This is a genomic window from Parasphingopyxis sp. (assembly GCF_028279465.1).
Lineage (GTDB): Bacteria > Pseudomonadota > Alphaproteobacteria > Sphingomonadales > Sphingomonadaceae > Parasphingopyxis.
The window spans coordinates 155,104-178,111 of the sequence record NZ_JANQNS010000003.1 but is presented as its reverse complement, the minus strand read 5'-3'; the positions used below and the strand labels follow the sequence as shown (position 1 = coordinate 178,111).

Annotated in this window: 25 protein-coding genes; 11 read left to right on the top strand and 14 right to left on the bottom strand. The window is 63.0% G+C overall.

Annotated features, from left to right (window positions below; translation table 11 throughout):
* Positions 1-3: 3 nt before the first annotated feature.
* The 3 genes from gyrB to dnaN form a co-directional block, all read right to left on the bottom strand.
* Positions 4-2,499 (bottom strand): DNA topoisomerase (ATP-hydrolyzing) subunit B, encoded by a 2,496-nt coding sequence (gene gyrB, locus Q0974_RS01855; RefSeq protein WP_299321956.1) that lies wholly within the window; start codon positions 2,497-2,499, stop codon positions 4-6.
* A gap of 74 nt (positions 2,500-2,573) precedes the next feature.
* Entirely contained in the window at positions 2,574-3,653 is a 1,080-nt protein-coding gene (gene recF / locus Q0974_RS01850; RefSeq protein ID WP_299321954.1) for a DNA replication/repair protein RecF, read from the bottom strand.
* Between the two features lie 32 nt (positions 3,654-3,685).
* Positions 3,686-4,798 carry a DNA polymerase III subunit beta gene (gene dnaN, locus Q0974_RS01845; protein ID WP_299321952.1) on the bottom strand — a complete coding sequence of 371 codons (1,113 nt, stop codon included), beginning with the start codon at positions 4,796-4,798 and terminating at the stop codon, positions 3,686-3,688.
* A gap of 209 nt (positions 4,799-5,007) precedes the next feature.
* Between dnaN and Q0974_RS01840 the strand changes: the two genes are divergently transcribed.
* From Q0974_RS01840 to rlmN, 3 genes are all read left to right on the top strand, one after another.
* Complete coding sequence (locus Q0974_RS01840; RefSeq protein ID WP_299321949.1) at positions 5,008-5,640, top strand: histidine phosphatase family protein; 633 nt, start codon at positions 5,008-5,010, stop codon at positions 5,638-5,640.
* Positions 5,637-6,122 (top strand): hypothetical protein, encoded by a 486-nt coding sequence (locus Q0974_RS01835; protein ID WP_299321946.1) that lies wholly within the window; start codon positions 5,637-5,639, stop codon positions 6,120-6,122. The genes Q0974_RS01840 and Q0974_RS01835 overlap by 4 nt, the downstream gene beginning before the upstream one ends.
* A 66-nt stretch (positions 6,123-6,188) precedes the next feature.
* The gene (rlmN, locus tag Q0974_RS01830) at positions 6,189-7,394 is read left to right on the top strand and encodes a 23S rRNA (adenine(2503)-C(2))-methyltransferase RlmN (RefSeq protein WP_299321943.1); all 1,206 of its coding nucleotides are present in this window, start codon (positions 6,189-6,191) and stop codon (positions 7,392-7,394) included.
* Here the strand turns inward: rlmN and Q0974_RS01825 are convergent.
* From Q0974_RS01825 to Q0974_RS01810, 4 genes are all read right to left on the bottom strand, one after another.
* Entirely contained in the window at positions 7,391-7,783 is a 393-nt protein-coding gene (locus tag Q0974_RS01825; protein WP_299321940.1) for a RidA family protein, read from the bottom strand. The genes rlmN and Q0974_RS01825 overlap by 4 nt on opposite strands.
* A gap of 180 nt (positions 7,784-7,963) precedes the next feature.
* On the bottom strand, positions 7,964-8,755 hold the full coding sequence (locus tag Q0974_RS01820) for a hypothetical protein (RefSeq protein WP_299321937.1): 792 nt from the start codon (positions 8,753-8,755) through the stop codon (positions 7,964-7,966).
* 150 nt (positions 8,756-8,905) lie between these two features.
* Complete coding sequence (locus tag Q0974_RS01815; RefSeq protein WP_299321935.1) at positions 8,906-9,670, bottom strand: hypothetical protein; 765 nt, start codon at positions 9,668-9,670, stop codon at positions 8,906-8,908.
* Positions 9,671-9,785: 115 nt separating this feature from the next.
* Positions 9,786-10,208 carry a DUF1801 domain-containing protein gene (locus tag Q0974_RS01810; RefSeq protein ID WP_299321934.1) on the bottom strand — a complete coding sequence of 141 codons (423 nt, stop codon included), beginning with the start codon at positions 10,206-10,208 and terminating at the stop codon, positions 9,786-9,788.
* Positions 10,209-10,293: 85 nt separating this feature from the next.
* Between Q0974_RS01810 and Q0974_RS01805 the strand changes: the two genes are divergently transcribed.
* The 7 genes from Q0974_RS01805 (at position 10,294) to Q0974_RS01775 (ending at position 15,828) form a co-directional block, all read left to right on the top strand.
* Complete coding sequence (locus Q0974_RS01805) at positions 10,294-11,532, top strand: argininosuccinate synthase (RefSeq protein WP_299321933.1); 1,239 nt, start codon at positions 10,294-10,296, stop codon at positions 11,530-11,532.
* A 77-nt stretch (positions 11,533-11,609) separates the two neighbouring features.
* Entirely contained in the window at positions 11,610-11,963 is a 354-nt protein-coding gene (locus tag Q0974_RS01800) for a metalloregulator ArsR/SmtB family transcription factor (protein WP_299321931.1), read from the top strand.
* Positions 11,960-12,400, top strand: coding sequence for an ArsI/CadI family heavy metal resistance metalloenzyme (locus Q0974_RS01795; RefSeq protein ID WP_299321929.1), 441 nt, complete (start codon positions 11,960-11,962; stop codon positions 12,398-12,400). The genes Q0974_RS01800 and Q0974_RS01795 overlap by 4 nt, the downstream gene beginning before the upstream one ends.
* Before the next feature lie 14 nt (positions 12,401-12,414).
* On the top strand, positions 12,415-12,921 hold the full coding sequence (locus tag Q0974_RS01790; protein ID WP_299321927.1) for an arsenate reductase ArsC: 507 nt from the start codon (positions 12,415-12,417) through the stop codon (positions 12,919-12,921).
* 4 nt (positions 12,922-12,925) lie between these two features.
* Positions 12,926-13,642 carry an MIP/aquaporin family protein gene (locus tag Q0974_RS01785; RefSeq protein ID WP_299322143.1) on the top strand — a complete coding sequence of 239 codons (717 nt, stop codon included), beginning with the start codon at positions 12,926-12,928 and terminating at the stop codon, positions 13,640-13,642.
* 102 nt (positions 13,643-13,744) lie between these two features.
* Positions 13,745-14,716 (top strand): phosphatase PAP2 family protein, encoded by a 972-nt coding sequence (locus tag Q0974_RS01780; protein ID WP_299321926.1) that lies wholly within the window; start codon positions 13,745-13,747, stop codon positions 14,714-14,716.
* A 59-nt stretch (positions 14,717-14,775) separates the two neighbouring features.
* Positions 14,776-15,828, top strand: coding sequence for a phosphatase PAP2 family protein (locus Q0974_RS01775; RefSeq protein ID WP_299321924.1), 1,053 nt, complete (start codon positions 14,776-14,778; stop codon positions 15,826-15,828).
* Here Q0974_RS01775 and Q0974_RS01770 read toward each other — a convergent pair.
* Positions 15,825-16,238, bottom strand: coding sequence for a GtrA family protein (locus Q0974_RS01770; protein WP_299321922.1), 414 nt, complete (start codon positions 16,236-16,238; stop codon positions 15,825-15,827). The two genes, Q0974_RS01775 and Q0974_RS01770, sit on opposite strands and share 4 nt — an antisense overlap.
* A 176-nt stretch (positions 16,239-16,414) precedes the next feature.
* On the opposite strand from Q0974_RS01770, the gene Q0974_RS01765 reads away from it, so the two are divergent.
* The gene (locus Q0974_RS01765) at positions 16,415-18,199 is read left to right on the top strand and encodes an AcrB/AcrD/AcrF family protein (RefSeq protein WP_299321919.1); all 1,785 of its coding nucleotides are present in this window, start codon (positions 16,415-16,417) and stop codon (positions 18,197-18,199) included.
* Here Q0974_RS01765 and Q0974_RS01760 read toward each other — a convergent pair.
* The 6 genes from Q0974_RS01760 to Q0974_RS01735 form a co-directional block, all read right to left on the bottom strand.
* Positions 18,177-18,818 (bottom strand): MarC family protein, encoded by a 642-nt coding sequence (locus tag Q0974_RS01760; RefSeq protein WP_299321916.1) that lies wholly within the window; start codon positions 18,816-18,818, stop codon positions 18,177-18,179. The genes Q0974_RS01765 and Q0974_RS01760 overlap by 23 nt on opposite strands.
* Positions 18,815-19,705: a bifunctional methylenetetrahydrofolate dehydrogenase/methenyltetrahydrofolate cyclohydrolase FolD gene (folD, locus tag Q0974_RS01755; RefSeq protein ID WP_299321914.1), complete on the bottom strand. Its 891-nt coding sequence runs from the start codon at positions 19,703-19,705 to the stop codon at positions 18,815-18,817. Before folD ends, Q0974_RS01760 begins: the two co-directional genes overlap by 4 nt.
* A 22-nt stretch (positions 19,706-19,727) precedes the next feature.
* Entirely contained in the window at positions 19,728-20,033 is a 306-nt protein-coding gene (locus Q0974_RS01750) for a YggT family protein (RefSeq protein ID WP_299321912.1), read from the bottom strand.
* Positions 20,034-20,285: 252 nt separating this feature from the next.
* On the bottom strand, positions 20,286-21,191 hold the full coding sequence (argB, locus tag Q0974_RS01745; RefSeq protein ID WP_299321910.1) for an acetylglutamate kinase: 906 nt from the start codon (positions 21,189-21,191) through the stop codon (positions 20,286-20,288).
* A 38-nt stretch (positions 21,192-21,229) separates the two neighbouring features.
* Positions 21,230-21,826, bottom strand: a complete 597-nt coding sequence (locus Q0974_RS01740; protein WP_299321908.1) for an exopolysaccharide biosynthesis protein — start codon at positions 21,824-21,826, stop codon at positions 21,230-21,232.
* A 21-nt stretch (positions 21,827-21,847) separates the two neighbouring features.
* Entirely contained in the window at positions 21,848-23,008 is a 1,161-nt protein-coding gene (locus tag Q0974_RS01735) for an epoxide hydrolase family protein (RefSeq protein WP_366943567.1), read from the bottom strand.

The following is a 23,008-nucleotide window of genomic DNA, read 5'->3' as shown; positions in this document are numbered from 1 at the left end:
GGATCAGACGTCGAGATTCGCAACGTTCAGCGCATTGTCCTGTATAAACTCCCGCCGCGGTTCGACGACATCGCCCATCAGCTGAGTGAAAATCTCGTCGGCCACGTCCGCCTGGTCGACCTCGACCTGCAGTAGCGAGCGGTTTTCCGGGTCTAGCGTCGTTTCCCAGAGCTGGTCGGCGTTCATTTCGCCCAGGCCCTTATAGCGCTGGATTGATAGGCCCTTGCGGCCGGCTTCGAGGATCGCCGCGAGCAGCTCGGACGGGCGGGTGATGGCGACGCGGCCCTTGGCCGGCGCACCATCGTCCTCGTCTGCGGCCTCGGCGGCCTTCATGCTGACCAGATGGCTGACAAGTCCATAATTCTCGGCCTGTTCGGCCGCGACGCGCTGCAGCTTGCGGGCCTCGGCCGAACGCACGAACGCCGCGTCGATCAGATGGACATCCGTCACGCCGCGCCAGCGCCGGTGCAGCTCGAAACTGCCATCTGCGTTGATCTGGCCCGTCCATTGCGCCTCCGGATCGTGACCGCTCAGCCATTGCGCGACGAGCGCAACGGCCTGTTCCTGCTGCTCCGGCGTCAGCGCCTCGTCGAGCGCGCCCATCAGCGCGAAGGCCTCGACAATCGCCGGGTCATAACGTTTCGGCACATAGTTCATCAGCGAGCGCATCCGTCGCGCATGATCGATGAGGATGCGCAGGTCTTCACCCATGCGCTGTGACCCGTCGCCGGTTTCGAGCAGCATTGTATCGAGGCCCGCATCGATCAGATAGGCATCGAGCGCGCCATCGTCCTTCAGATAGACCTCGCTGCGGCCCTTGGAGACTTTGTAGAGGGGCGGCTGGGCGATGTAGAGATGACCGCGCTCCACGATTTCAGGCATCTGCCGGTAGAAGAAGGTCAGGAGCAGAGTACGGATATGCGCGCCGTCGACATCCGCGTCCGTCATGATCACGATCTTGTGATAGCGCAGCTTCTCGATATCGAAATCGTCGCGGCCGATGCCGGTGCCCATCGCCTGGATCAGCGTGCCGACTTCCTTGGACGACAGCATCCGGTCGAACCGCGCGCGCTCGACATTAAGGATCTTGCCCTTCAGGGGCAGGATCGCCTGATAATGCCGGTCGCGGCCCTGCTTGGCCGAACCGCCGGCGCTGTCACCCTCGACGAGGAAGAGTTCCGATTTCGCCGGATCGCGTTCCTGGCAATCGGCAAGCTTGCCGGGCAGCGAGGCGACAGCCATCGATCCCTTGCGCGTCATCTCGCGCGCTTTCTTCGCCGCCTCGCGAGCGGCGGCGGCATCGATCACCTTCTGGATAACCGCCTGCGCATATTGCGGATTTTCCTCGAGCCATTCGGCGAGCTTGTCGGCGATCAGGCTTTCGAGCGGCTGGCGCACTTCGCTCGAAACCAGCTTGTCCTTGGTCTGTGAGGAGAATTTCGGATCGGGCAACTTGACCGAGACGATCGCCGTCAGACCTTCGCGCATATCGTCGCCGGTCGGCTTCACTTTCGATTTCTTCAGCGCGCCCGAGCTTTCGGCATAATTGTTGAGCGTGCGCGTCAGCGCCGAGCGGAAGGCCGCGATGTGCGTGCCTCCGTCGCGCTGCGGAATGTTGTTCGTGAAGGCGAGGACATTCTCGTGATAGCTGTCATTCCATTCGAGCGCGACATCGATGCCGATGTCGTCGCGCTCGCCCGAAATCGCGATCGGATCGCCGATGATCGCCTGTTTGTGGCGGTCGAGATACTGAACGAAGGCCGAGGTGCCGCCCTCATAATAGAGCTCGACTTCTTCGCGGTCCGCATGCCGCGCATCCGCAATAAACAGCCGTACGCCCGAGTTGAGGAACGCCAGTTCGCGATAGCGATGCTCGAGCTTCTCGAAATCGAATTCGGTGATCTTGAAGGTGTCGGCCGAGGGCATGAAGGTGACCTGCGTGCCCTTTCTGCCATCGGCGTCGCCGACCACTTCGAGCGGTGCCTCGGCAACGCCTTGCCGGAACCGGACGAAATGCTCCTTGCCATCGCGCCAGACGCGCAATTCGAGCCAGTCCGAGAGCGCGTTGACGACAGACACGCCAACGCCATGCAGACCGCCCGACACCTTGTACGCGTTATCATCGGACGTGTTCTCGAACTTCCCGCCGGCGTGCAGCTGGGTCATGATGACTTCGGCTGCCGACACGCCTTCTTCCTTATGGATATCGACCGGAATGCCGCGGCCATTATCCTCGACTGTAACAGACCCGTCCGCGTTCAATTGGATCAGAATCCGATCGCAATGGCCGGCGAGCGCCTCGTCAATCGCATTGTCGGAGACTTCGAACACCATGTGATGGAGGCCCGATCCGTCATCGGTATCCCCGATATACATGCCGGGCCGTTTGCGGACGGCATCCAGCCCCTTCAAAACCTTGATGGAATCGGCGCCGTAATCGCCTTTTTCCGGAGCGGATTTTTCGTCTTCGGAAGTCGGATCTTCGGGTTCGTCAGTCATCTGTCATATATAGGCCTTTTTGGCGCAAAACCCAAGCGAAACGGCCATGTTTCTGGGGATCAGGCGATCACGTTTCAGGCTCGGTTTACGCGGCCATCGGCAACCCGAAAATGCGCGGCGGGATCGGCAACCGCGTCAAATAATGCAGGCTCGGTGCCCGTCATCCAGACTTGACCTTTCCCGGCCGCGAGCCGCTCGAACAACGCAACGCGGCGAACCGGGTCCAGATGCGCGGCGACCTCGTCGAGCAGGATCAGCGGGTGCCGCCCGGCGCGCTCGGCGACGAGATCGGCATGGGCGAGCACGATTGCCAGCAGCAGCGCCTTCTGCTCGCCCGTAGAGCAGCGATCGGCGGCCTGCCCCTTGCCGAGGTGCGTGACAGCCAGATCGCTTCTGTGCGGGCCTGTGAGCGACCGTCCGGCGGCACGATCCCGGTCGCGCCCATTTGCGAGCGCCGCGCGGAAATCAGCGACCGGCTGCCAGCCTTCGAGCGCGAGATGCGCCTTGGCGAAGGGCCCATCAGGCTGCGCACTCAGTTGCGCGTTAAGCGCATCGATTGTCCGCTCCCGGGCGCCCGCAACAGCGCCGCCATGCTCGGCCATCTGCACTTCGAGCGCCGCGCACCATTCGATATCGAGCAGCGCCTCGTCACCCAGCAACCGATTGCGCGCGCGCATCGCGGCCTCATAGCGCGACGCATGCCGCGCGTGGCCGGGCTCGAGCGCAAGCACGAGCCGGTCCAGAAAGGCTCGGCGGCCGCTTGGCGCGTCGGTGAACAGCCGATCCATCGCCGGGGTAAGCCAGAGAATCGACAGCCATTCGGTGAAGGCCGTAGCGGACGCTGTCGCGCCATTGATCCGCACCCGGCGGCGATCGGGCGTCGCGGGCAATGTTCCCGTACCCAGATCGACATCGCCGCCCGGCGCGTCGAGCACGGCCGCGACAGAAAAACCGCCCGGGCCGTCGGCGCGCGCCATTTCCGACAGTTTCGCTCGCCTCAGCCCGCGCCCAGGCGCAAATAGCGAAACGGCTTCAAGGATATTGGTCTTGCCCGCACCATTTTCGCCGGTCAGCACGACGAAACCGGCTCCTGGTTCGATCAGGGCGCTTTCATAGGAGCGGAAATCCGTAAGGCTGAGGCGGCGGATCGTCATCGGCCGCCTCTATGGGGCATTGCGCTAAAGGTTCACACCCGCATCGGCATCAGCACATAGAGCGCGCTGGCCTTGTCATTCTCGCGGATCAATGTCGGCGCGGCGGCATCGGCGAGATGGACCTCGATCGCATCGCCCTGCACCTGGCCGAGAATATCGAGCAGGTAACGCGCGTTGAAGCCGATCTCAAACCCATCCGAGCCGTACTGGCCGGCCACTTCCTCGGACGCCGTACCGTTTTCAGGCGAGGTCACCGACAGCGTTATCTTGTCCGCGTCGAGCGCCATCTTCACCGCGCGGGTCTTTTCCGTCGCAATCGTCGCGACGCGATCGACGCCCTCCTCGAAACTGCGAGGATCGATCTTGAGCAGCTTGTCGTTTCCGGTCGGGATAACACGGCTATAATCGGGAAAAGTGCCGTCGATGAGCTTGGACGTCATTACCGCCGTACCCAGCCCGAAACGGATCTTGCTGTCGGACAGCGCAACTTCCACGGTGCCATCAAGTTCGTCGAGCATCTTGCGGAGTTCACCGACGCATTTGCGCGGCACGATCACGTCGGGCATGCCATCGGCCCCATCCGGGCGCGGCAGGGTGAAGCGGGCCAGCCGATGGCCGTCCGTCGCCGCCGCTTTCAGCACCGGCTGGTCGTCATCGGTTACATGGAAAAAGATACCGTTGAGATAGTAGCGCGTTTCCTCGGTCGAGATCGCAAAACGTGTCTTGTCGATAATCTCGCGCAGCGATGCAGCCGGCAATTCGAAGGTCGTCGGCAAATCGCCCTCGGCGATCACGGGGAAGTCGTCGCGCGGCAGTGTAGCAAGGTTGAAACGCGCCCGGCCCGCATTGACCGCCATTTTGCCCTCGGCCGCTTCGAGCGACACCTGGCTGCCCTCAGGCAGCTTGCGGGCGATATCGAACAAGGTATGCGCCGATACCGTTGTCGCGCCCGCCTGCTCGACCTGCGCTTCGACGGTCTCGACGATCTGCAGATCGAGATCGGTCGCCATCAGCTTCAGCCCGCCGCCCTCAACGGCCTCGATCAGGACGTTGGAGAGGATCGGAATCGTGTTGCGGCGCTCGACCACCGATTGCACATGGCCAAGGCTCTTCAAAAGCACTGCCCGTTCAATCGTCGCTTTCATTGTCATCCCCTGCCCGCGGCATAGTCGTTTTCGGGAGAAAGGTCCTGCCCTTTATCGCAGAACTTGGCAAGGAAAACGGCGAAAAACGCAAGCCCTGACACCCGGTTTTCGGCACTTTCCTGTGGATAGCCCAAGCGACACGGCGGATCGGCACGGACTCTTGCTCTGCACGGTTGCTTTCGGGCCGCGGATTGGCGATCAGCGCTCCGGTGAGCAGCCCCGGCCGCCTCTTTATCGCCCGGCATGGCGAGACCGTGTTCAACGCCGCGGCGCGGCTGCAGGGCGACCATGTCCATACGCCGCTGACGCGCGCCGGCTTCGAACAGGTCGACCAGATGGGCGCGGTGCTGAGACACCGGCTCGGCCCCAAGCCAGATCTTGCATTGTGGTCATCGAGCGCAGGTCGCGCCTCGCAGACGCTCGCCCTTATTGCCGAACATCTCGGGCTGGACTGGCACGATGCCCGGCATGACGACCGGCTTGTGGAGATCGGCATGGGCTGCTGGGGCGGCCGCTACTATGCCGATGTCGCCGAGGAATATGGGCCGATCGTCGATATGGATACGCGCCTGTTGAAGCCCGCGCCCGATGGCGAAAGCTATGCCGAAATCGCCGAACGTGTGACAGACTGGTTCGACGAGCATGGCAATGGGCCTGGCGACAAGCTTGTCATCATGCACGGCATATCGAGCCGGGTCTTTCGCGGCGTGTTGCGCGGACTCGATCCGTTGCCGGACTATGGCGTGCCGGTGGCGGCTGGGCTGCCTCAGGGCTCGGTGGTGGTTATCGAAGACGGCGTAGAAACACTGATCGTCGAAGGCGATGGCGGGGAGCGGGCATGACGAAACCGTTCGCCCTGTTGGCCATTGTTCTGCTCATACTTCCGGCGAGTGCGGCCGCGCGCGAATCCCTTGGCATCTACAGCAATTGGGGCGCGTTTCGCGATCCCGAAGTGCCGCGCTGTTATGCCATCGCCCGGCCGGACCGGGAGCGGCGCGGTGAATGGGAACCCTTCGCTTCGGTCGGCACCTGGCCGCAGCGCGACCGGCGCGGTCAGGTCCATTTCCGGCTCCGGCGCGAAATCGGTGAGGATACGCAACCCGTGCTCACCATCGGCGAGCGCCGCTTCGAACTGGTCGGGCGTGGCCCCGACGCTTGGGCGGAATCGAGCCAGGACGACGCGGCCATCGTTGCCGCTATGCGCAACGGCGCCTCGATGCGGATCGAGGCGCGATCACGGCGGACCGGCCGCTTCGTCGACAATTACAGCCTGCGTGGCGCGGCAAGCGCGATCGATGCGGCTGCGCTGGGGTGCGCCGGCTAGGCTCGCGACTCGCAAAACGCCGCCAATCCCCTTACATGGCGCCGCATGAGCGCATCGTCCGCCCCCATGAACCGGCCGGGAACGGTCGATCCCGTCCCCGTGCCGCGCAACCTGCCGCAGCGCGCAGACGGGCGTATCGACCTGCTCGGCCTGCCGCGCGCCGAAATACGCGCCGCGTTCGAAGCGGCGGGGCTCGCGCCGAAGCAGGCCAAGCTTCGGGCCAAGCAAGTCTGGCACCAGATCTACCATCGCGGGAAGACCGATTTCGCCGAAATGAGCGATATCGCTAAAGCGCAGCATCCCTGGTTCGAGAAGCATTTCGTGATCGGCCGGCCCGAGATCGTCGAGCATCTCGTTTCCGAAGACGGCACGCGCAAATGGCTGCTGCGGACGGTCGACGGGCAGGACTATGAAATGGTCTTCATCCCGGACGCGGACCGGGGCACGCTTTGCATCTCGAGCCAGATCGGTTGCACGCTCAACTGCCGCTTCTGCCACACGGGCACGATGCGGCTCGTGCGCAATCTCGTGCCCGGCGAGATTGTCGGTCAAGTGATGCTGGCGCGCGATACGCTGGAAGAATGGCCGGGGCCGGGCGAATCGAGCAATTACGATCCGCACGGCCGCATGCTCACCAATATCGTGCTGATGGGCATGGGCGAGCCGCTCTATAATTTCGACAATGTCCGCGACGCGATGAAGATCGTGATGGATGCCGAAGGCCTCGCTTTGTCGCGCCGCCGGATCACGCTCTCCACCTCGGGCGTCGTCCCGATGATCGAGCGGACGGGCGCGGAGATCAGCGTCAATCTCGCCGTCTCGCTCCATGCGGTGACCAAGGACGTGCGTGACGAGATCGTGCCGCTCAACCGCAAGTACGGGATCGAGGAGCTGCTTCAGGCCTGCGCCGATTATCCGGGCGCCAACAATGCGCGGCGGATCACGTTCGAATATGTGATGCTCAAGGACAAGAATGACAGCGACGCAGACGCGCGCGAGCTGGTCCGCCTGATCCGGCACTACAAGCTGCCGGCCAAGGTCAACCTGATCCCGTTCAACCCCTGGCCCGGCGCGCCCTATGAATGCTCGGACCCGGATCGCATCGCGCGCTTTTCCGAAATCATTTTCGACGCAGGCATCAGCGCCCCGATCCGCACGCCGCGCGGCCGCGATATCATGGCCGCCTGCGGGCAGCTCAAATCGGCTTCCGAAAAGAAGAGCCGCGTCGAACTGGATCGACTGGCCGCCGAGAAACAGGCCGCGCTGGGCTAGTCCGCAACCGCGATCACATCGATTTCAACCATCAGTTCAGGCAGCGCCAGCGCCTTGACCTCGACGATCGTATCGGCCGGCCAGGGCGGCGCGAAATAGCGTTTGCGCGCCTCCACCATCGCCGGGAAGTTCGTCATATCAGTCAGGTAGATCGTGACCTTGACGATATTTCCCCGGCTGCTGCCGCCCGCCGCCAGCACGCGATCGATATTGGCGAAGGTCTGGGCGAGCTGCGTCTCGAAATCGCCCGCGCCGACGATAGCGCCGCTCTCGTCGATCGCCGCCTGACCGGACAAGAAGAGCAGATCGCCAACCCGCCAGCCCGGTGCGATCGCATAAGGCGCAAGGGGATCGGGTTCGATGGTGATGACTTCGGCTTTGTCGGTCATGCTGAAATTCCTTCTCAATCGGGTCGGTCATGCGCTTAGCACTTTTCGCATGCACCTGCTCCGTCCGGGCGTTCCATCCGGATCGTCGAGCGGCTACCCCAGATGCGAAGGCTGGCGCCCCATGAAGCGGCCTCGGTAGCAAAAACATGATGATGCCAGGCTATCCATCGTCCGCGACCCTTATCCGGGCGCAGGCGGCGCTGGTTCATTGCGGCCGATGTTCAACACGTCGGGATCTATATTGCAGTCGATCGACAATGCGCGCGTGCGCTGAATCTCGTTTCCCGTTTCGCGGTCGATCTTCCGGGTTTCAGTGGCGCGCAGCACGCCGCAATGTTCGGCAAAACTGCTGTGTATCGTCTCCTCCGGCCGCGCTTCGTCGTCGATATCGGGGTGCAAAGCACTCGTCTCCCGATAGCGTTCGACCATCCAGTTCTCGGGATTGACGAAGGCGAACCGCTCGAACCCGTCTTCCATCGTAATATGAAGGACATAATAGTTCACGCCCTCGATCTCCTCGCGACCGAATAGCGACGCCCGATGGCCGCGCGCGGCCAAATCGTGGAGCCCGAACAGGTTGAATTCGATGCCGCGCTCCAGTGCGGCCCGGGCCAGCGGCGTGGTCTCTGCGAATTCCGCTCCCGCGCCTGCCTGCTGCCAACCGCCATCGCCATCGATGCCTTCACTGAAGACACGTGCTCCGCCGGCATAGATATCGACCCGCATGCGTCCATCGCGGGTTGCGCGGTAATCGCCGAGGACCATGAAGTCCGGCTCGATCACTTCGGGTTGGACGCGGATATTGCGCAGCGCTTCGATCGCTTCCGCGCCCCCGATCGCCTCGACATGACGTGCAATCACCTCTTCCGCTGTCAGTCCGGCGTCATATTCCGCAGGGCTGCTGCAGCCAGAGACGGCCAGCGACATGGCGATGAGGGGTGCCGCAAAGACCGCTCTGAAACTTTGCCGCATTCTCATTCTCCGTCGCGTATCGATGAATTACGACTATTGTCTTTTTGATGGTCGGACAAGGCGTTCGGCGGAGCGGAAATGCCGTTCGACGAAAAAGAGCCGGCGCATCGCTGCCCCGGCCCTTCGCACTTTCCGCTATGGGAGCGGGAACTATTGCATGCTGCTTTCGCGTTCGGTCCGGCGTTCCGCGCGCATCGCGTGACGCGCCGCGCGGCGTTCCTCGGGCGTGACAGTGCCGTCACTATCGGCATCGGCGCGGTCGAAACGCGCCAGCGATCGCGCGGAAACTTCGGCCAGGGTCAGTGCGCCATCATTATCGCTATCGACGCGGTCGAACCGCATCGCGCGGCGCTCAGCCCGATACACATGGCGCGCGTCCTGCAGCGCTGCGAACTCGGCGGCATTGAGAGCGCCGTTTCCGTCGCTGTCGGCCGCGGCCCAAGCCTGATCGACGCGAGATGTTTGCTGCCCTGCACCTTCAGAATCCTGCCGCCGCACTGTGCCATGCCGCAGCGGGGCCAGTTCCAGCTCGGACAGTCGAGCGCGCATATTGCCGTTTTCGACGATCATATCGCTGCGCCGCACGCCGCGCCGTTCGAGCCGCCGCATATGGGCGGCATTGCGTTCGGCGATGCTGATCTCGCCATCGCCGTCTCTATCCATGCGCGCAAAGCGGCGCGACTGGCGCTCTGCCCGGCGCGCTGCGCTGTAGCGCTCCGCCTCTTCACGACTCAGCAAGCCGTTGCCATCGGTATCGGCGGCGGCAAAGCGCTCGGCGATGCGCGCCTCCATCTGGGCGCGCGTCACCGGTTCGTCCCAGTGTTGCACATCTTGCGCGTTCGCAATCGTCGGGATCGCCAGCAAGGATGCCGTCACGGCGAAGGATATGAGGCCAATGGCAATTGAACGGTCCACCCGCACACTCCTGCAAACCGACCGTGAAGATGGACCGGTAAATCTTGATGCAGGCGATATAGGGTTAAATCTCTGTATGTCTGTTTAACGGCGTCGAAATTTCGTCGACGAAATCTCACGCCGTGTCGTACGTTTCCCGCATATAGGCGAGCGAAGCCGTCACGAGTTCCTCAAGGACGTCCATGTCGATATCGCTGAGCCGTTTGACATAGAGGCAGGATTTTCCCGTCTTGTAGGTGCCGAGCCGCGCCATGATCTCCTCGTGGCGGGGAAAGCCGCCCATGATGTAGAGCGTGAGCGCAGTCTTGCGCGGGCTGAAGCCGGTCAGCAGAAAATCGCCCTCGCGGCCGCTTTCATATTTATAGTGATATTGGCCGAAGCCGATGATCGAAGGCCCCCACATTTTCGGTGGCTCGCCCGACAGGCGCTCCATCAGCGCGCAGATCGTTTTCGCATCCTCCCGTTTCCAGTCGGGTTCCACCGCCGCGATGAAATCCGCCGGGCTTTTCTCGGTCGGCTTGGTCTTGTTCTCCGCCATCGGACATCCTCTCCAGTTGCGCGAATCCCGCATAGCGCATAGGCCGCGTCGGTCTGTTTCATAACGCAATATGGGAAGCGTACCGATGGCCGAGAAAATCACCCCATCCGATGTCAAGCGTGTCGTGCTCGCCTATTCGGGCGGCCTCGACACGAGCGTCATCCTGAAATGGCTGCAGGTCGAATATGGCTGCGAGGTCGTGACCTTCACCGCCGATCTCGGGCAAGGCGAGGAACTGGAGCCGGTGCGCGGCAAGGCGCAGATGGCCGGCGTCAAGGACGAGCATATCTTTATCGACGATCTGCGCGAGGAGTTCGTCCGCGATTATGTCTTTCCGATGTTCCGGGCCAATGCGGTCTATGAAGGATTGTACCTGCTCGGCACTTCGATCGCCCGGCCGCTTATCTCGAAACGTCAGATCGAGATCGCGCATCAGGTCGGTGCGGACGCCGTCGCCCATGGCGCGACCGGCAAGGGCAATGACCAAGTGCGTTTCGAACTCGGCTATTACGCGCTCGACCCGGACATCAAGGTGATTGCGCCGTGGCGCGAATGGGACCTGACCAGCCGCACCAAGCTGATCGAGTTCGCCGAAGCGCACCAGATCCCGGTCGCCAAGGACAAGCGCGGCGAAGCGCCCTTCTCGACCGATGCGAATCTTCTGCATACCTCCTCGGAGGGCAAGGTGCTCGAGGATCCATGGGAAGAGACGCCCGATTATGTCTATTCGCGTACCGATAATCCCGAGGACGCGCCGGATACGCCCCAATATGTTACGATCGATTTCGAGCATGGCGATCCGGTGGCGATCGATGGCGAAGCCCTGTCGCCGGCCGGCCTGCTCGCGAAACTGAACGATCTCGGCAAGACGCACGGCATCGGCCGGCTCGATCTCGTCGAGAATCGCTTCGTCGGCATGAAATCGCGCGGCATGTACGAAACGCCGGGCGGCACGATCCTGCTCGCCGCGCATCGCGGGATCGAACAGCTGACGCTCGATCGCGGCGCGATGCACCTGAAAGACGAGCTGATGCCGCGCTATGCCGAACTCATCTATAACGGCCTGTGGTTCAGCCCCGAGCGCGAGATGCTCCAAGCGGCGATCGACCATAGCCAGCAGGATGTAACGGGCACAGTGCGGCTCAAGCTCTACAAGGGCTCCGCCGATGTCGTCGGCCGCAAGGCGGATGTCGCGTTCAATCTCTACAGCCAGGATGTGGTGACATTCGAGGACGATGCCGGCGCGTATGATCAACGCGATGCGGAGGGCTTTATCAAGCTCAACGCGCTGCGCCTCAGGCTGCTTGGACGCCGCACTCGTTAACAGTTTCGTTTACACAGGGAGCCACAGAAAAGCTCCCCTCCCTTGACATATTTCGATAATTCTGGAAATATCGAAATATGGAACGGAAAACCGACTCTCTCCGCGAACAACAAGCGCTCGATGCGCTGGGGGCGCTGGCCCAGGCGAACCGGCTTGCGCTGTTTCGCCTCCTCGTCCAGCGCGGCGAGAGCGGCATGACCGCCGGCGAGATTGCGGAGCGGCTCGGCGTGCCCAACTCCTCGCTCTCCTTCCATCTCGCCCATCTCGAACGCGCCGGGCTTATCAGCCGCACCCGCGACGGCCGCTCGCTCATCTACCGCGCCGATTATGGCGCGATGAACGGGCTCGTCGGCTATCTCATGGAAAATTGCTGCGGCGGCGATGGCTGCGTCAGCGAACTCACCGATACACTTGAAAGGATCGCCTCATGAAACGGCTCCACCTCCATGTCGGCGTCGCCGATCTCGATGCCTCGATCGCCTTTTATTCGGCGCTGTTCGATGCCGAACCGAGCGTCACCAAGCCCGACTACGCCAAATGGATGCTCGACGATCCGCGCGTCAATTTCGCCATCTCGACCGGCCAGCATGCGCAAACCGGCATCAGCCATCTCGGGATCCAGGCCGAGAATGCGAACGAACTGCGCGACGTTTATGCGCGCCTCGAAAAGGCGGGCCGCCCGATCCTCGAAGAGGGCGAGACGACCTGCTGCTATGCGCAATCGGAAAAAAGCTGGGTCGCCGATCCAGACGGCATTGCCTGGGAGACCTTCCTGACCCATGGCGAAGCGACCCATTATGGCAGCGGCCCGTCGCCCGAAGAGGTCGCCGCGCTCGAGGCGTACCGCCCCGCGCCGACCTGCTGCTGAAGCGAGGTTGAGCGATGTCCGACACGCCGCGCAGCGTGCTCTTCCTGTGCACGGGCAACTCCGCCCGCTCAATCCTTGCCGAGGCGCTGCTCAATCATAAGGGCGGCGACAGTTTCCGTGGGCTTTCGGCGGGCAGCCAGCCCAAGGGCGCGCCCCATCCGATGGCGCTCGAAACGCTGGAGCGCCATGGCTTCTCCACCGCGGGCCTGCGGCCCAAAAGCTGGGACGAATTCGCCGAACCCGGCGCGCCGCAGCTCGATTTCATCTTCACCGTTTGCGACAATGCCGCAGGCGAGGCCTGCCCGGTCTGGCCCGGCCATCCAGCGAGCGCCCATTGGGGGATCGCCGACCCAGCGGCGATCGAAGGCGATGGCCAGCGCGCCGCATTCGAAGAGGCCCTGCGCCTTCTCGAAATGCGCATCGACGCTTTTCTCGCGCTGCCGCATGATAGCCTCGACCGCGACGCGCTGACCGGGAAACTCGCCGATATCGGCAAGAGCGAAGGATCGACCATTGTCTGAAGACATGATCCGCGACGAGCAGCCGCGCGCCACGGACCATCCCGGTCTGCCGCGCCGCCTCGCCGCTGAAGCCATCGGCTCTTTCTTCCTGTTCTGCACGGTGATCGGCTCGGGCATCATGGGCGACACGCTGTCCGGCGGGAACGTCGCCATCGCGCTGCTCGGCAACACGCTCGCGACCGGCGCGATCCTGTTCGTCATCATCCTCGCGCTCGCGCCGCTCTCCGGCGCGCATTTCAACCCGGCGGTCACGCTCGTCGCCTTCATCCGCCGCGAACTGCCGGCGAGCGAGGCCTTGCTGTACGTCCTCGCCCAGCTTGTGGGCGGGATCATTGGCGTATGGGCCGCGCATCTGATGTTCGATCTCGACATCCTACAATTCTCAACGAAAACGCGCACGGGGACCGGCCAATGGGCTGGCGAGGCGATCGCGACCTTCGGCCTGATCTTCACGATCCTCGGCGCGGTCCGCTTCCGCCCGAGCTGGGTCGCCCCCGCCGTCGGCCTCTATATCAGCGCCGGTTACTGGTTCACGAGTTCGACGAGTTTCGCCAATCCGGCGATCACGGTCGCGCGCGGCCTCTCCGACACCTTCGCCGGCATCGCGCCGGCCGATATCGGCCCGTTCCTGATCGCCCAGTTCGCGGGCGCACTGGCGGCCGGGTTCGTCTGCGGATGGCTGTTCGCAGAGAATCCCGGCCGAGCGACATCAAGTCGTTAACCAAATTTTTCCACGATTCCCCTAAGACCGTCTCGAAGACGGAAAATCGGTACAAATCACAGGCTAAGCTCCGATTTCAGGGCAATCGTTGGGGAATGATCGATGCGTGATTTCGACTGGCTGGTGCCCAGCATAGCACTGACCATTATGTCCGGTCTGATCGCTATTCTGCTCATTCCAAGCTATTCGGGCATTCTTCCTGCCATAGCAGTCTTGCCGATCTGGGTTCTGGCGGCTTGCGTCCTGGTCGGCGGTTACGGCCTTGTCTCCATGATGCGGGCCGGCGTTGACAGCCCGGTCGCGCATGTCCGCGAGACGATTGCCCTGAACTGGCGCAGCTACAGCATTCCAGCCCTTGGGATCGTAATCGCCGGCCTGAACATGACTACCTTCATGTGGACGAAGCCGCTGCTCAACTATCTCGTACCCTTCTGGGCCGATCCGCTCCTCGCCGATATCGACTATTGGCTGTTTTTCGGCAACGATCCGTGGGTTTTCCTGACCTGGCTCAACACCATGCCGATGGCCTTTTTCTATCATCGCGGCTGGTTCGTGATGATGCTCATCGTACTGCTGCTCGTGCTGACCGCGCGGCCCTCGCCGCAGAAATCGGCGCTTATGCTGACCTATTTCCTCATGTGGTCGGTCATCGGCCCGGTCATTCACATAATGCTGCCCGCGACGGGCCCGATATTTTACGCGGATATGGGCTATGGGGACAGGTTCGCCGATCTTGGCGCCGTATCTCAAACCCGCGAAGTCGCCGCCTATCTGTGGAGCCTGTATTCGGTCCAGGGTTTCGGCGCTGGCGCGGGGATCTCCGCCATGCCCTCTCTGCACATCACGACGACCGTGTGGATGATTGTGGCGGTCCAGCAGATCGCACCGCGCTGGAATGTGCCGATTGCGGCGGCGGGTTTCCTTATTTTCCTGCTGTCGATAGCGCTGGGCTGGCACTATGCGGTCGACGGCATCGTTGGCGGTGCGGCCGCTTGGGCCTGTTACAAATTGACCTATGCCTTCTACAATTCCTGGCGCGGCTTGGGGCGCGGGAAGTCACTGGCAGTCGGTTAAGGCCCTTGCTTAGCGCTTTTCCCATTTTCGGCAGAGAAAGTCGTGTCGCCGCATGGGCGATGGGCATCACGGCCGCCAATTTTCTCGCAGTACTCGGCAGCGGCCTCGTCGATCCGCGCGAACAGCTGCAGCTGTTCAGCGTCTATCTGTTCGGCGCCACGGCACTCTGGCTGTTCATAGTGTGCCCGGTCTTCCCGATCATCTTGTGGGAAGGCCGGCCCCGGAACGGCGTGACGCGTTCGGCGTTTACAGTGCTCCGCGAAGGCCTTGCCAAGCGCCTGCACGGCGAGCGTGTTGTCGTGCTTTTCTGGCCGCCGCTACTGTTCGCGCTGCTGATATCGGCGTTCAACGCCTTCAAACAGAAAATCCTCGCGACCCAGCCCTTCGCCCACGACCCCTGGCTGGCTGAGGCCGATCGCTGGCTGTTTTTCGGACAGGATGGTTGGGTGCTGTTCCACAACTGGTTCGGATCGCCCACCGCTACCTGGTTAATCGACCTCTCCTACCATGCCTGGTTCGTGCCGATGTCGATCGGCGTGATCGCCTGCGCCTTTCTTGGACCGAACAGCTATCGCCTGCGCACCCAATATCTGCTGACCTATGTCTTCGTCTGGATCGGGCTCGGCACATTCCTTGCCTTCCTGCTGCCCTCGGCGGGTCCGTGTTTTTACAATCCACTGGTCGGGCCACATGAAAGCTATGCCGATCTGATGGCGATCATCCGCGCGCATGACGAAATGCTCGGCGCGGGCGGCGGCAACCTCACCGCACTGCACAGCATGGACGTGCTGCTCAGCGCCCGCAATGCGGAGGGGCTGGTGATCGGCGGCGGTATCTCGGCGATGCCGTCTGTCCATAATGCGCTGGCCGTGCTCTTCGCGCTCGGCGCCTATCGGATCAACCGTATCTTCGGCTATGTGATGGCCGCCTATGCCGTGCTTATCTGGGTCGGCTCGGTCTATCTCGGCTGGCATTACGGATCGGACGGCATCGTCTCGGCGATCGCGGTCGTGATCTTCTGGAAGGTCGCGGGCCGGATCGCCGATGCGCTGGACAAGCCCGCAGCCAAGCGCGCACGCGTTACGCCGGTCGCCCAACCGGAAATCGGCTAGTTACCGAACGTCCAGCGCCGGTTGAGGTAGAAGCTGACCCAGGGCGTCACTAAGATGATCGGGATCAGTGGCAGCGAGGGCGACAGCGCCCAGTGTATGGCGATCAGCCATACCCAGAAACTGTTGAGCGCGAAGCCCGCCAGATTGACGAGCAGAAAGAGGATCGACGCGCGCACCGGCCGGTCGCGCCGCCCATGGCCGGCAAAGCTCCAGCGCGAATGGACGAAAAAGCCGATGACGACGGTTGCCAGAAAGGCGGCCGTGTTCGCGATCAACGGATCGATGCCCATCGGCACGGCGGCCACCCAATAGACGCCCGAATAGAAGAGCGTGAGCCCGCCGCCGCTGATCGCATAGCGGACGATCTGGCGGCCGAGGTCGCTGGAAAACATCATGCCGTTCGACATCATGACCATGCGCCTTAAGACAAGATGGTTAACCTTTCTTCACTATGACCTCATCAGCCACGAAGAACTGTGCTTTCCCGAGAAGCCGTTAGTCCTGAGCTTGTCGAAGGGCGCTTCTCCGCCGATAGACGTCCTTCGACAGGCTCAGGACTAACGGACTGACCAATATCGAGGGGCGAATGACCGAATTTTCAGAAGATGGCTGGCTGGCGAAACGCTGGAAAGCCGGCGTGTTGGCCGTATGGCTTGCCGTCGCCATATTGATGATTTTCGCGAAACTGCCCGACATTGCCGCGCTCGCGCTCGGCGATACCGACGATAATTTGCGGCTGGCCCAGGTCCGCGCGCTGCTCGGCGGGCAGGCCTGGTACGATCTCACCCAATATCGCCTCGCCCCGCCCGACGGTGCGAACATCCACTGGTCGCATCTGCCCGACCTGCCGATCGCGGCACTGTTCCTGCTGCTCGAACCGATGCTGGGCAGCGCTTGGGCCGAGCGCTGGGCCGTCGCGCTGGCGCCGCTCTTGCCCTTCGCCATCGGGCTTTTCGCGCTGGCGGCGGTTGCGCGGCGGATCATCGATCCGGTCGCCTGGCCGCTGGCGCTGCTGGCGGCGCTCTGCGCGGGCGTGCTCGTACCGATGTGGATGCCACTCCGGATCGATCATCATGGCTGGCAGCTCGCGATGCTCGCCGTGGCGCTGGCCGGGCTCGTCGATCCGAAACGCGCGCGCGGCGGCGTGACCAGCGGCATCGCAACCGCCGTCTCGCTGACCATCGGGCTCGAGATGCTGGTCTTCCTCGCATTGATCGGGGCCGCGACCGCGCTCTACTGGGTGCGCGACCGGGCCGAGAGCGCGCGCATTGCGGCCTATGGCGCATCGCTGGGCGGCGGCGCGGCACTCGGCTTCGCGCTCTTCGCCTCGAACGCCAACCGCCTGCCCGTCTGCGATGCGCTCTCCCCGGTCTGGTTGTCGGCGGTGGCGGGCGCGGGCGCGCTGCTCGTGCTGCTCGCCGTTCTGCCGCTTCCTGACTGGCGCGCCCGGCTCGGGGCCGGCGCAGTGGCCGGCGGCGTGCTCGCCATCGCGTTCGCGCTGATCTGGCCCGACTGCCTGAGCCGGCCCGAAGGCGTGAGCGCGGAGCTGCAAGCGATCTGGCTCGACAATGTCCGCGAAGCCCGGCCGCTCTATCAGCAGTCGCTCGGCCGCGCGCTGATCATCGTGGCGCTGCCGTTGTCCGGCCTTGCCGGCTATGTGGTGGCTGCATGGCAAGCGCGCGGCGCGGCCGAACGGCTTTTCCCGCTGCTCGCGCTGACCGGCATCATGGGTATCGCGATCCTGCTGCTCTTCTGGCAGGTCCGCGTCGCGCCGGCGGCGCAGCTTCTCGCCGTGCCCGGTGCGGCGGTCATCGGCTGGCATCTGCTGCCACGCTGGCGGCGCTCCGGGATCATGCTCCTGCGCGTCGGCGGATCGCTGGCGGCCGTCGCCGTAATGACCGGGCTATGGATCGTCGTGCCTTCCGCGATGGTCCTCGAGGCCGCCGAGACGGAAGACGATCTCGCCGTCGTCGCGAACGGCGTGGACGGGCAAGATTGTCCATCTGCAGCCGCGCACGCGCCGATCGGAGACTTGCCGCGCGGCACGGTGCTCGCGCCCGTCGATCTCGGCCCGCGCCTGATCGTGATGACGCACCATGACGCGATCGCGGGCCCCTATCATCGCAACGGCCCGGCGATGCTCGATATCTTCCACGCCTTTCGCGAGGATGCGGAGCGGATGGCCGAAACGGTCGCGCGCTATGATGTCGATTATGTCCTGCTCTGCCCGGGTATTTCGGGCCAGAAGCTTTACGGTTCGGACGATCCGGAGAGCATGTATGCGCAGCTGATGGCAGATACGCCGCCCGATTGGCTCGAACGAATCGAATTGCCGGAGGATTCGCCGTTCAGGATGTGGCGGGTACGCTGATCCCGAACGCGCCGATCGTGCCGGTGATGATGAATTGCGCGGCGAGCGCTCCAAGGATCACGCCGAGCAGCCGCGTAATCACCGCTTCGGTCCGCTGACCCAAGAGCCGCATCATCGGGCCCGCCGCGAGCAGCGCGAGCAGAGTCATCAGCAATATCGTGGCCAGTGCGCCAAGCACGACCAGCGTTTCCTCAATGCCCGTGCTGTGCGCCTGGAGCAGCATCACCGCCGCGATCGTACCCGGCCCGGCGATCATCGGGATCGCCATCGGAAAGGCCGAGACATCCTCGATCTCCGGTGTGTCGATAATCTTCTGCGCGCGGTCCTCGCGGCGCTGGGTGCGTTTCTCGAACACCATTTCGAGCGCGATGAGGAACAGCATGATCCCGCCCGCGATCCGGAACGCATCGAGCGTGATGCCGAGCGCGCTCAAAAGCTGCTCGCCGAGCAACGCAAAGAAAACCAGGATCAGTGTCGCGATGAGAATCGCGCGATAGGCCATGCCGCGCCGCTGCTTCGGCGTCGCGCCGGTCGTCAGGCTTGCGAAGATCGGCGCACAGCCCGGCGGGTCGATCACCACGAAAAAGGTGATCAGCGCCGAGATGAACAGTTCGGTCACAGACCCGCCACCGGATCGAGCCCGGCCCGGGCGCGGGCCGCGACTAGCGTGTTGCGCAGCAGTACCGCGATCGTCATCGGCCCGACGCCGCCCGGCACCGGCGTGATCGCCTTCACATGATCGGCCTCGGCAAAGGCGACATCGCCAACGAGCTTGCCCTTCTTGCCCTCTTCAGCGGGCGGCAGCCGGTTGATGCCGACATCGATGACCACGGCGCCTGGCTTCAGCCAGTCGCCCTTCACCATCTCGGCCCGGCCGACCGCCGCGACCACGATATCGGCGCGGCGCACGACGTCGGGCAGATCGCGCGTCCGGCTGTGCGCGAGCGTCACTGTGCAGTTTTCGCGAAGCAGCAGCTGCGCCATCGGCTTGCCGACGATGTTGGAGCGACCCACCACTATCGCATCGAGCCCCGAAAGATCGCCAAGCTTGTCCTTCAAGAGCATCAGACAGCCCAAGGGCGTGCAGGGAACCAGCGCATCCTCGCCGACCGCCAGCCGCCCGGCATTGACGACATGGAACCCATCGACATCCTTGGCCGGATCGATGGCCGCGATTACGGCCTTGTCGTCGACATGATCGGGAAGCGGTAACTGCACGAGAATCCCGTCCACGGCATCGTCCGCGTTCAGTTTTTCGACGAGCGCGATCAGGTCGTCCTCGGACGTCGTATCTGGCAGGCGATGCTCGAAACTCTCCATGCCCGCCGCAACCGTCGCCTTGCCCTTGGAGCCGACATAGACCTGGCTTGCCGGATCCTCGCCGACCAGCACGACCGCAAGGCCCGGCTTACGTCCCACCGCTGCGACAAAATCCGGCACATGGGTGGCAACACGTTCGCGCAGTTTCGCGGCGAAAGCCTTGCCGTCGATAATCTCAGCCGTCATGTGCGCCCCCGTTTGCGCGGTTTTACGCCAAAAGCGCCTGATATTGCAGATCACCTATCAGGCTTAGCAGCAAGTTCAGCAACAGGAGTACGATAAGGGGCGAAAAATCTATGCCGCCGAAATCGGGCAAGAACCTTCTTATGGGGCGATAGAAAGGCTCGGTGATGCGATCAAGAAACTCGAATAATTGACTAATGAAGCCATTGTGGGTGTTGATCACGTTAAACAGAATCAACCAGCTCAAAATGATCTGGACGAAAATCACAATCATCAGCGCCCAAACCGCAAAACCGGCGATACTCAGTAATGCGTGAGCAAAATTAGACATTCGAGTTTTCCCTTACGAACCCTTGGGCCAGATAGCGATTGTGCCTTACCGATTCAACACACCTGCCTTTCGGTGTTTGTCGACTCCCGGAACAGGACAGTGATTGCCAAAGAGCCCTCCCCCTTTGATGGGGGAGGGTTTGGGTGGGGGTGATCCATCAGCTAGCGATTTCGTTAGCGGCGACATCACCCCACCCCTAGCCCCTCCCCATCAAGGGTAGGGGAACATGCGCAAATCATTTACTGGAGAGTCCTAAATCGCCCGTACCATCGTGCCCGCGCCACGCCGGGTGAAGATTTCGAGCAGCATCGCGTGCGGCACGCGCCCGTCGAGGATGACGGCCGCATCCACCCCGCCCTCGACCGCCTTCACACAGGTTTCGAGCTTGGGGATCATGCCGCCCGATACCGTGCCGTCCGCCTGCAATTGGCCGATCATGTCGGGCGACAGATCGGTGAGCAACGCGCCCTCTTTGTCGAGCACGCCGGGCACATCGGTCAGCAGGAACAGGCGCGCCGCGTTCATCGCGCTCGCCACCGCGCCCGCCATCGTATCGGCATTGATATTGTAGGTCTGACCGTCCGCATCGACGCCGACCGGGGCGATGACCGGAATCATCCTGGCATCCGAAATCGTATCGATCACCGTGCGGTCGATCACCGCCGGCTCGCCGACAAAGCCGAGATCGACGGCCTTTTCGATCAGGCTTTCGGGATCGCGCACCGTGCGCGTCACCTTTTCGGCGCGGACGAAACCGCCATCCTTGCCCGATATGCCGATCGCCCGGCCGCCGGCCTGATCGATCCAGCTCACCAGCTCCTTGTTGATCGCGCCGGACAGAACCATCTCGGCGATGTTCGCGGTTTCCGCATCGGTGACGCGCAGCCCTTCGACGAATTCGCTCTCCACGCCGAGCTTTTCGAGCATTGCGCCGATCTGCGGCCCGCCGCCATGGACGACGATCGGATTGATACCGACCGCCTTCAAAAGCACGATATCCATCGCGAATTCGCGCGCGGCCTTGGCATCGCCCATCGCATGGCCGCCATATTTGACGACGAAGGTCGCGCCGGCAAAGCGCTGCATATAGGGCAGCGCCTCGACGAGGGTCTCCGCTTTGGCGAGTTGCGCCGGATCGGGGGCATGATCTTCGGTCATGGATCGCACCTCTAAAGGCCGAACCGGCCTTTGCGCAATCAGAAAGGCCAGAGATAGATGGCCAGCGCGATACTCGAAAAGGTGAGCGCAAAGGCGATCAGCATGACCAACCCATCGCGCGCGGTGAGGCCGACACCGAACAGCAGGACCGTCGCGCCCGGCAGCGCGACGGCAAAAGGGATCAGCTCGAGCGGGATCATCGTCGCCGCGAGAAAGACGAGGCAGCCCGCCGCGCCGATCATGCCGATCCGTCCCGCCGCCCATTCGAGGCGCGGGCCGATCTGCCGGTCGATCCTGTCGAGCACGCCGCGCGCCTTTTCGCGAAAGCGGGCGGCCTTGGCCCGATCGAAGCCCGTATCGAGCAGCCGTTTCGGCAGCCAGGGATGATCGCGGCCGATAACGATCTGCACCGCCATCAGCACAATCGCCGCGCCAAGCACCGCTGGCAGGCCGGGAATCGAACCGATCGGCGAAATAATGACGAGCGCAAGAACTATGAGCACCGGACCGAAGCTGCGCGTGCCGAATTCATCGAGCAGATCGCGCAACCGGATCGTATCACCATTGCTCGATGCCAAAGCCTCGTCCAGCACATCGCCAAGCGGATGTTCAGGGGCGGGGCGCGGTTCGCTCATGATCCCGCCTTTAGCGCAGCCCTATTGCATTTCGCTGAACGCCGCCCGCAATTCGGCGACGAACAGGTCCGGCCGTTCCATCGCGGCGAAATGGCCGCCGCGCTCGACGCTGTTGAAATAGACGATATTTTTAAACCGCGTCTCCGCCCAGCGGCGCGAGGCGCGCATGATCTCGTGCGGGAACAGGCTCGCGCCCATCGGTATCTCTACGGGATCGAGATTGGGACTGCCGAAACTGTGCCAATAGAGCCGGCCCGAAGAGGCGCCGGCATTGTTCAGCCAGTAGAGCATGACATTGTCGAGCAGCCGGTCGCGCGAGAAGACATTTTCCGGATGCGCGCCATCGCCATCGTCGCAATCCGACCAGTCGTGGAATTTTTCGACGATCCACGCCATCTGGCCCGCCGGGGAATCGGCCAACGCATAGCCAAGCGTCTGCGGCTTGGTGCTTTGCTGTTTCGAATAGCCCGCCCCCTTTGCGCGGTAGAGCGCGAGGCGCGCCATTGCCGCCTGCTCTTCTTCGGTCGGGCTTTGCATTACCTCTTTTGGCGGGGCGGCGACGACCATGTTGACGTGGATGCCCTTACAGCCACCCTTATTTTGCGCGCCGATCGCCGATGTCACCATCGCGCCCCAGTCGCCGCCCTGGGCGTACCAGGCATCATAGCCGACAGCCGTCATCAGCGAGTGCCAGCTCTCGGCGACCTTCTCGACTGACCAGCCGGTCTCGGCCGGTTTGCCGGAAAAGCCGTAACCGGGCAACGAGGGGATCACGAGGTGAAACGCGTCTTCAGTCTTGCCGCCATGGGCCACGGGATCGGTGAGCGGTCCGATGCAATCGAGAAACTCGACCACCGATCCCGGCCAGCCATGGGTGAGGATCAGCGGGCGGGCATCGGCTTCAGGCGAGCGGATATGCAGGAAATGGATATCGACGCCATCGATCTCGACCAGATGGTTGGGATAGGCGTTGAGCGCCGCCTCGCAGCGCCGCCAGTCATAACTGTCCCGCCAATAGCCGACGAGTTCCTCGACATAGGCGAGCGGGATGCCTTGGTCCCAATCCTCGACCGTTTCTTTCTCGGGAAAGCGCGTGCAGGCGAGGCGGTCCTTGAGATCGTCCAGTTCGGCTTGCGGAATATCGATCGTGAAATAGCGGATCGGGCCGGTTTCCATGCTCAT